We start from the raw sequence: 12,607 nt of genomic DNA on the forward strand, positions 1-12,607 counted from the left end.
AGGGAATGGCAATGGATATCGGATAAGGAATCCCTGGGAGGCCGATGGAAAGAATTTTTATCTCCGGCTTGATCTTCAGGAGAAATTTGATCATCATATCTGGGCAGGTAAGAACGACCGATCAGGAGGGAAGGAATCATGTCAGAGATTCAAGACGGGCAATGCGGACTCTGTACCCACTTCGGTGAAGGTCACAGCGACGACAAGCTGGTTTCAATCCGCTCTTCACATCAGGCTCCTGAGAGCCTGGTGGAAACCTGCGGCCATCCCCAACTGGTGCCCCTGCATTTGCTGGTCACGCCGATCAGCGGCTGCAACGGCTTCCAGGCAGCGGCGTAAGAGTAGAACGAAGAGTATTTGAGAAAATCCCCAACAGGGCGCTGGTTTAGCCCTGCTGGAGATTTTTGTTTTAAGCGATAACTCAGACCTATTTGGTCTTGTTTGGAGGCTGGATTATATGCGACTAAATTATTCAGCGATTCCTGTGACTACGCAAAGGAGCGTCTTGTTTCCCTGAACTACCAGTTCGTATGTATCGCCGATCTTACCTGGGCTTGATGCGGAAGTGGTTTTGGCTTTTACGATGCGTGCGCGGTAATCTCCCAACGGAATCGTCAGAGAGCTATAGCTATTGCTCCTGAATTCGAGTTTCTCACCATTCACGAGTGCATCCGAATACAAGACGTCTATACATGGTGCCTGCATGCACTCCGTACGAAGATGCACGGCATAGATATGCGCCTTGATTGGGTAATCTACGCCCGGCTCTACGGACGGCAGTTCCTGCCCAAATCGCACCTTCTGGCCGTAGAGACTTACCGAAAAGAAAAAGACAGTCAAAACAACCAAGGCCCTGCGCATGATTCACCTCATGGATTGAAAAGCTTCAAGTTGCCGTGTGAGAACACGTTAACCTGCAAGTCATGCATAGCGGAATCGTCCGAATTCGCCCCGTTTTTACTTCGTTATATCGACAGAACCCGTCAGGCTTGCAACCTTCTCCACGTGATGGCTACGGCACCACGATTCCAGCCCCTTGGCGATGCGCTCAGTAGCGCGGGGATCGGCATAGCTGGCTGTGCCGACCTGCACGGCTGTGGCTCCGGCGAGCATGAATTCCACCGCGTCCTCCGGCGTCATGATTCCACCCATGCCGATGACAGGGACATTTACGGCGCGGGCCGTCTCATACACCATGCGGACGGCGATAGGCTTGATAGCCGGGCCGGAAAGCCCGCCCGTGGTGTTGGTGAGTCGCGGTTTGCGGGTTTCTATATCGATCGACAACGAGAGAAAGGTGTTGACGAGCGAGATGGCGTCCGCGCCGGAGTTGGCTGCAATGCGGGCCATCTCCGCAATGGAAGTGACGTTCGGCGAGAGCTTGACGATGAGCGGGCGACTGGTGGCCGAACGCGCGGATGAGACGAGGTATTCAAGCGAGCCCGGATCGGCGCCGAAGCTCATGCCGCCGGCGTGGACGTTGGGGCAGGACACATTGAGCTCGTAGGCGGCGATCTTTTCCGCCTCGTTGAGTTTTTGAATGACGCTGATGTACTCGCCCACGGTGTAGCCGAAGACATTGACGAAGATATTGCAGGCCGGGTAGCGGCTGAGCGCGGGGAGCCTTTCCGCGATGAAGGCATCGACGCCAATGTTCTGCAGGCCGATAGCGTTCATCATGCCGGCGGCTGTTTGAATAATGCGCGGAGCGGCGTGGCCCGTCATGGGCTCAAGCGAGATGCCCTTGGTGACAAAGCCGCCCAGGCGTTCGAGCGAGACCATCTCCTCAAACTCGATGCCATAGCCAAAGGTGCCGCTGGCGGCGATGACGGGGTTGGCCAGCTCGATGCCGGCCAACTGAACTTTCATATCTGGCTTCATGGGCAGAGGTCAGGGTTCAGAGGTCAGGGATCAGGGATCAGAAAGACAAAAGTAGATGACGGAGCATTTGTTTTTACTGAACCCTGATCCCTGAACCCTGATCCCTGTACAGTTTACTGGACCTGAATCGGCTTGATGGCTTCCGTGAGGACGCAGCACACGGCAGCCGATGGCCGATTGACGCCCGCGAGATCGTATCGTTCGTCTGCAACGGAGCTGACTTTGTACGCATCAGTACGCAAAGGAAGCGGGAACTGAATTGCATAAATCCGATGACAAAGAATCAGGCTGCGGCGCTGAATGGGTTCCAGGCTGGGAGCATGGATCTTTATCTTTGACGCAAAAGAAAACAGGCGGCCGGAGAGGCCGCCCGTCTTGTTGCAATGTGAATTTGCAGCTATGCCGTTACCGTCTCCGGCGCGGCCACTTTGACGTGCGTGAGCCAGCCGAAGCGGTCGGGCTTGAGGCCGTTGGCAATGCCGAAGAACTCATCGGCAATCTGCCTGGTGATCTCGCCGGGCTCGCCGTTTCCAATGAGGATGCGGTCAACCGAGCGGATGGGCGAGACCTCCGCGGCCGTGCCGGTGAAGAAGACTTCGTCGGCGATGTAAAGCAGCTCGCGGGGAACCGACTGCTCCGTGACGGTAAGGCCCAGATGGCGCGCGATGGTGAGAACGGAGTCGCGCGTGATGCCGGAGAGCGCGGAGTTCGCCAGCGGCGGCGTGTAGAGAACGCCGTTGCGGACGAGGAAGATGTTCTCGCCCGACCCTTCGCTGACAAGGCCGTTCACGTCCAGGCCGATTCCCTCCGCGTAGCCGTTGATATCGGCTTCCATGCGGATGAGCTGCGAGTTCATGTAGTTCGCACCGGCTTTGGCGAGCGTGGGCATGGTGTTCGGGGCAAGACGGTTCCAACTGGAGACACAAACATCCGCGCCGCCGTGGCCGGGCATGTATTTGCCCCACGGAAAGTTGGCGACATAAACCTCAATGGGCGAGCCCTTGGGGTTGACGCCCATTTCGCCGTAGCCGCGCAGAACGATGGGCCGGATGTAGCTCGGCGACACGTTGTTGGCTTCGGTCACGTCCACGACTGCCGCGCACAGCTCGTCGAGCGTGTAGGGTATTTCCATGCGGTAGATCTTGGCGGAGTCAATGAGGCGCTGCATGTGCTCAGGCAGGCGGAAGATCGCTCCGCCCTGGGGCTGTCCATAGCAACGAATACCTTCAAAGACGCTGGAGCCATAGTGAACAACGTGGCTCATGACGTGAAGTGTGGCCTGCTCCCATGGGATGAGGTGGCCGTTATGCCAGATTTTGCTGGTGCTCTGAATAGGCATGGAGAGGTTCTGCTCCTTGCACCGCGCAGTTCATGCGGATACCCCACAAGCGTATCGCGCCAAGGGCACACATGTCACTCCTTCCTCATGGCGAGGAACCGTGACAGCCTATGCCCGCGATAGGATGAGCGGCATTCCCATTTTCGGAACCGGTTCAGATCGGTGGCTGCGACGGCGATTGCGCCGGTTCCACAGGCGCGGAGACGCTTGCGGTTGCGCCGCAACTGGTATGACCACAGACGCACATCAGTTCGACCCTGTCTGCCATGCCTTCGCAATGCGCGCTGCAATACTTGGACTTGCTGTCCGATACGGTACAGGTACAGGCTGCGTTACCACATTTCTTTGTCTGAGATGACATAAGGCCCTCACTTTCCATGTGATCGGCTAGATGCCGCGTGCATGCCGGCTGGTTGTTTTCATGAGACAGATCGGCTTCACTCACGGATCGGCCGGAGCTTTCAGGCAAGATGAGGATGAGCTGCTGTGAAACAGTTGTCAGTACCCCGGCGGCTAAAATGCAGGAAAGTTTTGTTGCCAGAGAGGCTTGGCGGAAGTTGAGTTTGCGGAAGTTGAGTTCGATTGAGAAGCCGAAGCGCGGCCCGCGGCTCACCGGCCTGAACAAGAAAGATGGATTTCTGCCGCATCCGTTCGACCTGGAACACGGGGTGCGAACGAGCGGGCTTGTGGCCGGAAGGCATCTCAAGACGGGCAGCCCGCATGATCGGCACACCACGGCGTATTACGGAATCGCGCCTTCAGTCTTTTACGCGCTGGTGCGCCGGTGGCGGCAAATGCGGCCGGCATTTCCGCTGGAAGAGACCACGTTTATCGACATCGGCGCGGGAATGGGGCGCGCTGTGCTGCTGGCCGCGGAGATGCCGTTTCGCGCCGTCATCGGTGTGGAAATGCACCCCGCGCTGATGCGCATCGCGCGGAAAAATCTGACGGTGTGGCGCAAAGCCGACCGCTTGCGGTCTCCGGTGCGTCTGGCTCAGGCGGATGCGGCTACATTTCCGTTTCCGCGGGGACCATGCGTCGCGTTTCTGTTTAATCCTTTCGGCTCTGTGGTGATACAGCGGTTTCTGCGCCACTGCGCGCGGAGCTTTCAGAACAGGCCGGGCGAGCTCGACCTGCTTTATGTAAACAATGAGCAGGAGCACATTTTGCAGCAGCAAAAAGGATTTGTACGCTACTTTCAAGGGCAGGTGAAGCGGTCGCCAGCCGATGCAAAGGCCGATCACGCTATTCTGACCAATCAGCCGGATGGGGAGTACGCTTCGATGAATTATGAAGACTGCTCCATCTGGAGATGGCAGCCAGGAGACTGAGGGGCCGGAATGTCTGCACCGCATTTGATTCTCGGCATTGGCGAGTTGCTATGGGACCTGCTGCCGGAGGGACCGCGACTGGGCGGCGCGCCGGCGAACTTTACCGTGATGGCGGGAAGGCTTGGGAATCATGCGGCCATTCTGAGCCGCATCGGGCGCGATGAGCTGGGGCGCAAGGCTGTCGAGTCCTTCGATGAACTGCCAGCCGACACGGAGTTTCTTCAGATCGATGCCGAGCATGAGACCGGCCTCGTGACGGTCGCGCTCAAGGACGGACAGCCCGAATACACCATCCATCAGCCGGCGGCCTGGGACTTTCTATCGCTTTCGGATCAGTGGGTTCGATTGGCGGAGAGAGCCGATGCGGTTTGCTTTGGCTCGCTGGCGCAGAGAAGTGTTGCCTCAAAGCAGACCATTCAGGAACTGATCGCGCAGACCCGGCAAGATTGCATTCGCATCTTTGACGTGAACCTGCGCGCGCCGTTCTACAGCGGCGAAGTGGTCGAGGAATCGCTGGAGCTGGCGACAGTTTTAAAGATGAACGACGCGGAAGTTCCTGCAGTTTTAAGTCTGTTGGGCATGGAAGCGGAGACCGATCTCCGGAGCGCATCGAAACGCTTGCTGGATGAGTTTCCCCGGTTGCTCCTGGTGGCGATTACACGAGGCGGCCAGGGCAGCATGCTTGTGGCGCGCGATGGCTGGCATGAGCATCCGGGGATTGCCGTGGATGTGGTCGATACGATTGGCGCTGGAGACGCATTTACCGCTGCAATGACGCACTATCTTCTGCGCGGAGCAAGCCTGGCCGTGCTCAATGAGGCAGGGAATCGCTGGGGCGCGTGGGTGGCCTCGCAGTCGGGCGCAATGCCTTCGTTGGCGGATTTCGTCAGAGATGGCATCGACATCGCAATCCAATCCAGCGTGCGCTGAACGCCGGGCCGCAATTATGCATCCTACGTATAGCAGAGCCAGGTGGTCATAAACAGGTTTTCCAGTGCTGGTAGATAACGCCCAGCCAGATTAAGTAGTTTGTGTAGTTTTTCCGTATGGATTAGATCGTCACCGCCTGGTTTCCTGAATCCGATTTGGTCGGGGGATTTCTATGCGGCGTTTCAGCGCATTCCTTGCATTGCTGTGTTTCTCCGTACTGGCGCATGCGCAGCTCGCGCCTGTGCTCCAGGAGTCAGGCGGCCCCGAGCACTATCAGCTTTATGGGGGATATTCTTACCAGTCGAATACCTTCAACGGAGTTCCGGGATTCCAGCAGTCGCTGAATGGATGGGAGCTTTCGTTTGCCTTTCCGACAATGTGGCACGGGCGGCTGCGCTTCAAGATGGATACCACGCAGTACAGAGCAAACAATTATGGCGCGCCGCAGAATGCGTATTACGTTCTTGGCGGCTTTCAATATAGCCACAAGTTTGGTCATGAGACGCTGTACGGCGAAGTGATGGGCGGCGACTTGGGAATCAACCAGAATTGGGGACCCAATGCGCACCTCGGCATGACGGCCTCGTTCGTCACTGTAATGGGCGGAGGAGTGGATACGCCTGTCAGCCGCCAGTTTGCCATCCGTACAGGCGGCGACTTTGTCTATGAGAATCTGGCGCTGATTGAGAGTTTGAAGGCTGCGGTGCCGTACAGGGTTCCCGGATTGCCGAATTTCTTCGGCAAAGTGAATGCGGGCGTGGTCTGGAAGTTTTAACGGCTGCACGGATCTTCGCCACAAACAAAAGCCCCGAAGCAAACTGGGCCTCAGCCTGATGAAAAACCTCATCATCGCTTTTCCGGAGGGAGCGTGAGGCTTTAGCCTCACGAATAAGGCCAATGTATTCAAGAGGGGCGTTAGCCCCGGGCCCTTACTTAAAACCGCCAGACTGACTTGGTCAGCAATCTGAAGCCCCGGTTTTGTGCCGGGGCTTTTGTTTATACATGAGCAAAAATCAAGCGACGCGCTCGATGGTGACCGATTCAAGCACAACGGTCTTGTGCGGCTTGTCCTGTGAGTTGCGCGGCACCAGAGAAATCTTATTGGCGATTTCCTCGCCTTCCACCACTTCTCCAAAGATGGTGTGGTTGCCTGTGAGCCACGGCGTGGCCGCAACGGTGATGAAGATCTGGCAGCCGTTGGTGTTGGGGCCGCTGTTCGCCATGGCCAGCTTGCCGGGCTTGTCGAAGCGGTGCGGCGAGCCTTTGGTTTCATCCTGGAAGCGATAGCCTGGGCCGCCCATGCCGGTGCCTGTCGGGTCGCCGCCCTGGATCATGAAGTCGGGAATAACGCGATGGAAGACAGTGCCGTCGTAAAGCTTTCTATTGGACTTCTCGTGCGTCGTGGGATGGGTCCATTCCTTGCCGCCTTCTGCCAGCTCGATGAAGTTCTTGACGGTAATGGGCGCTTCAGACTCGAAGAGGCGGATGACGATCTTACCTTCCGATGTGTTGAAGTTTGCGTAGGTACCTGGGGATAGAGACATGGAATTTTTCCTCTCTGGAGAAAGCCGATCTGTGATTGAATCGCTCTTATTGTTTAGCCGATGGTTGAGCCACCGGTTCGGGCGTGGGCGGTAGCGGCTCGCCCTCAGGAACGATGGTGACCTTGTTCAGCATGACAGGTTGAAGGGGCTTGTCCTTGTTATCGCGCTCTACGCGGGCAATGGTTTTCACCACAAGGAGGCTGGACGCATCGCACTGGCCAAAGATGGTGTAGTGCTGGTTGAGCGAGTCGTAGGGCTGCTCATTGATAAAGAACTGGCCGCCGTTCGTGTTGGGGCCGGAGTTAGCCATGGCCAGGCGGCCGGGCGCGTCGAAGTTCAGGTTTGGGTCCAGCTCATCATCAAAGGTGTAGCCGGGATCGCCCATGCCGGTGCCGGTCGGATCGCCGCCCTGAATCATGAACTCAGGAATGACACGGTGAAAGGTGGTGCCGTCATAGTAGCGTTTTTTGTGCTGCTTTTTCTGCGTATTGGGATCGACCCAGTCCTTGGTTCCGTTGGCGAGGGCGATAAAGTTCGCAACGGCGTTCGGCGCCTGCCGCTCGAAGAACTGGCAGGTGATGCGGCCCATGGAGGTATCCATGACCACGCTGGGACCGTTGGGGTGCGTGAGCGCGGCGGCTGTAGGCTGCGGGCCGTCAGGCAGATCGTCCGTGGCAGCAGGTTTAGTCGCGGGAGGTGCGGTTGGCGTAGACTGCTGGGCGAAAGCCGAGGTCGCAAAGACCGCGGCGAGAGCTGGTATCAGAAGGGCAAATCGAAGTTTCATGCCGTGTTTCAGGGTAAATCATCGAGCAGAGGGAGTGCCAGCCACGTATGAAGCTGTATTGTATTCGCATGACTATTTCCGGATTTCATTGGAACGTAGGGCGCGCCGCTATGCTCGCGTCTGTCTTGAGCCTTTGTTGTTGTTTTGCCATGCAGGCGCAGGCCCCTGCAGGGCCGGGAGAAAAGCCGGCAGATAAGCCCGCGGGTGAAAAAGCCGCATTGCCGCCGCTTCCTCCCGCGGCTCACACCGAGCAGACGATTCAGTTGAACGGCAAGCCGCTGAAGTACACGGTAACCGTGGGCGCGCTGCCGGTTCGAGACAAGGATGGCAAGGTCGCAGGCCAGGTCGTGGTTACCGCATACACGGTGCCGGGCGAAAACCGGCCCGTGACCTTTGCGATGAATGGCGGCCCTGGCGCATCGACCGTATTTCTGAATCTTGGCGCAATTGGGCCAAAGCACATGAGCGCCGGCAATGAGGGAGATAGCCCATCGGACCCTATAGCCATGACCGATAACCCAGGGACGTGGCTGGATTTTACAGACCTTGTGTTCATTGATCCCATCGGCACGGGCTTCAGCCGTTCGGAAGTGCCGGAGGATCAGGCAAAGAAGCTGTTCTATACGACCACGCCGGACATTCAGTATCTCTCGCGGATTATCTATGACTGGCTCGTCGAGAATTCGCGGCTTGGCTCGCGCAAATACTTCGTTGGCGAAAGCTACGGCGGCTTCCGCGGCCCGCGCGTGACGCATTATCTCCAGTCGCAGCTTGGCGTGGCGCTCAATGGCGTCATTCTGGTTTCGCCGTATCTCAATCCGGGGCAGGACGATTATGAGGATATGTCGCCGCTGCCGTGGATGATGACACTGCCTTCGATTTCAGCGGCGCATCTGGAGCGCGAAAATAAGCTCACGCCCGACGCAATGGCGGAAGTAATTGCCTACACGCGCGGCGAGTATGCGACGGCGCTGCTGAAAGGCCGCTCGGATGAAGCTGGGCAGCAGCGGATGATTCAGAAAGTGACGGAGATGACCGGGCTCGATCCCTCATTCGTGAAGTACTCGGGCGGACGCCTCGACACCAGCGCGTACCTTCGCGAGGCGCACAGGGAACAGGGCAAGCTGGGGTCTGTCTACGACTCGAACGTGACCTCGTTCGATCCGTTTCCGTTTGCGCCGGACCAGCGCGCAAACGATCCGATTCTGGCGAGCATCATAGCTCCGCTGACCACGGCGATGGTGGATTTCGACACGCGTATTGTCGGCTGGAAGATCGATGCACGCTACAACGCGCTCTCCTATGAGGTGGGCCGGTTGTGGGATCGCGGCGACGATCTGCGTCGCGGTTCAGTGCCGGATCTGCGCGAGGCGGTTGCGGCCGATCCCAAGCTGCGCGTGCTGATTGTGCATGGATGGAACGACCTCTCCTGCCCGTTCATGGGATCGGTGCTGACCGTGGACGAGATGCCTGTGATGGGCGACCCGACACGCGTTGCGGTCAAGGAATATCCCGGCGGTCACATGTTCTACACACGCGAAACAAGCAGGATGGCGCTGCGTAAAGACGTGATGGACATGATAGAAAAGCACTAAACAGTGATCAGGCTTCAGTGATCAGGGATCGGAAAAGAGCTTCGGGGCTGATTGCCCTGAAGCTCTTCTCATTGCCGGCAATATGAGATGCCGGACTTATACACAAATCGGCATCGTTCTGACCCCTGATCCATGATCTCTGATCCCTGATCCCTGATCTCTGCCATTGACTTTCTATCCATAGATAATCTATATATAGCCTCATGGCGAAAAAATCCGACCTTCTTCCCGGCACTCTTGACATGCTCATCCTGAAAACGCTGGCGCGCAGCCCTTTGCACGGCTATGGCATTGCGCTTTCCATCAAGCGTTTTTCTGAAGATGCGCTGACGGTGGAAGAAGGCTCGCTCTATCCCGCGCTGCAGCGGCTGCTGCTGGCCGGATGGCTGAAGGCCGAGTGGAAGATGAGCGAGACGAATCGCCGGGCGCGCTTCTATACGCTGACACGAACCGGGCGGAAGCAACTGGGTGTGGAGATCTCCGAGTTTGAGCGGATGATTGCGGCAATTGGCCGTGTGTTGGCCGCGCCGGAGGAGGCGTAAGCGAATGTTGGGTCGGTTTTTCACAAAGCTGAGGCTCCTCGCGCGGCGCAAACGCTTCCGCAGTGAACTCGATGAGGAGATGGAGTTTCACCGCGCGCAGTCCGAGCGCGAATTTGTAAGCGAAGGCATGTCGCCCAAAGAAGCGTACTACGCCGCAATGCGGCAGTTCGGCAATGCAACACGGTTAAGAGAGCAGAGTGAGGAGGCCGTGGGATTTCGCATGGAGACAGTGATACAGGATCTTGGTTTCGCATTGCGCCAGCTCAGAAAAAATCCAGGCTTCGGCGTGACAGCCGTGCTGATTCTGGCTCTCGGCATTGGCGTGAGCGTAGCTATCTTCGGCTTTGTGGATGCGGCGCTGATTCAGCCTCTTCCATTCGCGCAGCCGAATCGGCTTGTGGACATTGCCGAGAGCTCAGCGCTCTTTCCGCGCTCCAACATTTCGCGTCCCGATTACGAAGACTGGAGGCGCTACAACACAACACTCAGCTCGCTTGAGGCCTTCGGCGGCATGAGCTATCTGCTGCACATGGGCGGGGCCACTGAGCCCGTGCCTGCGCTGCGCGTCAGCGACGGCTTCTTTCGCGTTCTCGGCGTCAAGCCGATTCTCGGCCGCGATTTTCTTCCCGGAGAAGACCAACCCGGTCGCGCGAAGATCGTCATGCTGCCGTACAGCACATGGCAGAAGCGCTTTGGTGGCCGCAAAGATGTTATCGGTCAGTCCGTCGACTTGAGCGGCGACAATTACACCATCGTCGGCGTGCTGTCGCGCGAGTTCGTTTGGCAGCCGCGCGGCAATGCCGAGTTTTTTACTCCGCTGCTCGACAAGAACGGGTGCGAGAAGCGACGCAGTTGTCACAATCTCTGGGGTGTAGGCCGTCTGCGGGATGGCATTCGCGTGGATGCCGCGCGCGCCGATTTCAAGCGCATCTCAGCCGAGCTGGAAGCGCAATATCCCAGCTCGAACAAAGGACAGAGCGCAGCCGTCGAATCGCTCGCGGAAGCTTTCGTCGGTGACATTCGTCCCATTCTGTTCACGCTGCTGGGAGGCGCGGCGTTGCTGCTCGTTATTGCGTGCGTGAATGTGGCAAGCCTGCTGCTGGTGCGGTCGGAGAGCAGACGGCGCGAGATTGCCGTGCGCGGTGCGCTGGGTGCAACAAAGGCGCGGCTAGCCCGGCAGTTTGTAACGGAGGGTCTGCTGCTCACAGCTTTTGGATGTGCGGCGGGTCTGCTTGTGGCCGCATGGACAATGGCGCTTCTGGGCAAGCTGGTGCCAAAATCCATGGCAGACGGAATGCCATTCTTGAGCCACGCAGGGCTGAACGCGCACACAATTATCTTCGCTGCCGCAGTGGCCACGCTTGCAGCCTTCATGTTGGCCGTTACTCCGGCACTGCGTCTTGGGGAAAAAGATTTACAGCATGCTTTGAGCGAAGGCGGGCGCGGCGCAGCAGGCAGATTCTGGCAGCGTCTGGGCGCGAATCTTGTAATAGTTGAGTTGACGGTCGCAGTTGTGTTGTTAGCGGGAGCAGGGCTGCTCGGCAGAAGCTTCTACAGGCTGCTGCATGTAGAAACTGGCTTTGATCCAACGCATCTGGCAACCGTGAACGTCATTGCGCCGGACAGCAAATATAAAACTCCCGATGACACCCGGCAGCTCTATCTTGAAATCGAGCGCAGGCTGATGGCGCTGCCCGGCGTGCAGTCGGTAGGCATGACAACCGATCTGCCAGTCCAGTGCAATTGCGACACCGACTGGATACGCATTGTCGGCAAGCCCTTCCACGGCGAGCACAATGAGGTGGACGAACGCGAAGTAAGCCCGAACTATCTCGCCACACTCAAAGCGAAACTTATCCGCGGCCGCATGATCAATGCGCAGGACGACGCATCGCATCCACAAGTCATCGTCATCAACGAGTCGCTGGCGAAAAAGTACTTCCCCGGCGAAGACCCCATCGGACATAAGATCGGCAATGGAGAGCTTACGTCCGACTCCATGCGCGAGATCGTCGGTGTCATCTCCGATGTGCGCGAAGGCGGCCTGCAGGAGGATCAATGGCCCGCGGAATATGAGGCCATCTATCGCTCCGCCGATACCGGATTCACCATAGCGGCGCGGACCGCGGGAGACGAGAAGGCGCTGCTGCCGACGATGGTGAACACGCTGCGCCAGGTAGAACCCGGCCTCGGCATTTACGACGAGCAGACCATGGAGCAGCAGATTGATAGCTCGGAGACGGCCTTGCTGCATAAATTCGCCATGTGGCTTGTGGGCATCTTCGCCGCACTGGCGTTAGTGCTTGGCGTCATAGGCTTGTACGGCGTGATCGCGTACTCGGTCAGCCAGCGTACGCGGGAGATCGGTGTGCGAATGGCGCTGGGAGCACAACGCAGCACAGTCTATAAGCTTGTGATGCGACAGGCAGCGTGGCTCACAGCCGCGGGCTTGGCGCTGGGGCTGGCTTGTTCTGTGGGAGTTTCAACGTTGATGCAGAAGCTGCTCTTCGGCGTGCAGGCCTGGGATGCACCCACGTTGTTGGCTGTGGCGTTGATTTTGGGCGTGGCAGCGCTTGCCGCAAGTTTTATTCCCGCGTGGCGCGCAGCTTCCGTGAATCCCACGGAGGCGCTGCGGGCGGAGTAGTGCCGGAACGAAGATAC

The 12,607-nt window shown here is 58.0% G+C and carries 12 protein-coding genes; 7 read left to right on the forward strand and 5 right to left on the reverse strand.

Annotation, left to right across the window (positions count from 1 at the left end; translation table 11 throughout):
• Positions 1-138 precede the first annotated feature (138 nt).
• The gene (locus ABSG47_RS01695) at positions 139-339 is read left to right on the forward strand and encodes a hypothetical protein (protein ID WP_424165548.1); all 201 of its coding nucleotides are present in this window, start codon (positions 139-141) and stop codon (positions 337-339) included.
• Between the two features lie 129 nt (positions 340-468).
• Here ABSG47_RS01695 and ABSG47_RS01700 read toward each other — a convergent pair whose 3' ends face one another.
• The 3 genes from ABSG47_RS01700 to ABSG47_RS01710 all read right to left on the reverse strand — a co-directional run bounded on the left by ABSG47_RS01700 (position 469) and on the right by ABSG47_RS01710 (position 3,220).
• On the reverse strand, positions 469-861 hold the full coding sequence (locus ABSG47_RS01700; RefSeq protein WP_424165551.1) for a hypothetical protein: 393 nt from the start codon (positions 859-861) through the stop codon (positions 469-471).
• A gap of 96 nt (positions 862-957) precedes the next feature.
• Positions 958-1,869, reverse strand: coding sequence for a dihydroorotate dehydrogenase (locus ABSG47_RS01705; RefSeq protein WP_424165553.1), 912 nt, complete (start codon positions 1,867-1,869; stop codon positions 958-960).
• A 409-nt stretch (positions 1,870-2,278) separates the two neighbouring features.
• Entirely contained in the window at positions 2,279-3,220 is a 942-nt protein-coding gene (locus tag ABSG47_RS01710) for a branched-chain amino acid transaminase (protein WP_424165556.1), read from the reverse strand.
• Positions 3,221-3,783: 563 nt separating this feature from the next.
• Between ABSG47_RS01710 and ABSG47_RS01715 the strand changes: the two genes are divergently transcribed.
• The 3 genes from ABSG47_RS01715 to ABSG47_RS01725 all read left to right on the forward strand — a co-directional run bounded on the left by ABSG47_RS01715 (position 3,784) and on the right by ABSG47_RS01725 (position 6,256).
• Positions 3,784-4,551, forward strand: coding sequence for a class I SAM-dependent methyltransferase (locus ABSG47_RS01715; RefSeq protein WP_424165558.1), 768 nt, complete (start codon positions 3,784-3,786; stop codon positions 4,549-4,551).
• Positions 4,552-4,560: 9 nt separating this feature from the next.
• Complete coding sequence (locus ABSG47_RS01720) at positions 4,561-5,481, forward strand: carbohydrate kinase family protein (RefSeq protein WP_424165560.1); 921 nt, start codon at positions 4,561-4,563, stop codon at positions 5,479-5,481.
• Positions 5,482-5,653: 172 nt separating this feature from the next.
• Complete coding sequence (locus ABSG47_RS01725) at positions 5,654-6,256, forward strand: hypothetical protein (RefSeq protein ID WP_424165563.1); 603 nt, start codon at positions 5,654-5,656, stop codon at positions 6,254-6,256.
• 238 nt (positions 6,257-6,494) lie between these two features.
• Here ABSG47_RS01725 and ABSG47_RS01730 read toward each other — a convergent pair whose 3' ends face one another.
• Positions 6,495-7,025 (reverse strand): peptidylprolyl isomerase, encoded by a 531-nt coding sequence (locus ABSG47_RS01730; RefSeq protein ID WP_424165566.1) that lies wholly within the window; start codon positions 7,023-7,025, stop codon positions 6,495-6,497.
• A 46-nt stretch (positions 7,026-7,071) separates the two neighbouring features.
• Positions 7,072-7,809, reverse strand: a complete 738-nt coding sequence (locus ABSG47_RS01735) for a peptidylprolyl isomerase (RefSeq protein ID WP_424165568.1) — start codon at positions 7,807-7,809, stop codon at positions 7,072-7,074.
• 47 nt (positions 7,810-7,856) lie between these two features.
• Here ABSG47_RS01735 and ABSG47_RS01740 point away from each other — a divergent pair, with 47 nt between their 5' ends.
• The 3 genes from ABSG47_RS01740 (at position 7,857) to ABSG47_RS01750 (ending at position 12,590) form a co-directional block, all read left to right on the forward strand.
• Complete coding sequence (locus tag ABSG47_RS01740) at positions 7,857-9,404, forward strand: S10 family peptidase (protein WP_424165571.1); 1,548 nt, start codon at positions 7,857-7,859, stop codon at positions 9,402-9,404.
• Positions 9,405-9,607: 203 nt separating this feature from the next.
• Entirely contained in the window at positions 9,608-9,946 is a 339-nt protein-coding gene (locus ABSG47_RS01745) for a PadR family transcriptional regulator (protein WP_424165574.1), read from the forward strand.
• Positions 9,947-9,950: 4 nt separating this feature from the next.
• Complete coding sequence (locus ABSG47_RS01750) at positions 9,951-12,590, forward strand: ABC transporter permease (RefSeq protein WP_424165576.1); 2,640 nt, start codon at positions 9,951-9,953, stop codon at positions 12,588-12,590.
• Positions 12,591-12,607 lie beyond the last annotated feature (17 nt).

The organism is Occallatibacter sp., from assembly GCF_049510455.1.
In the GTDB taxonomy this organism is placed as follows: Bacteria; Acidobacteriota; Terriglobia; order Terriglobales; family Acidobacteriaceae; genus Telmatobacter.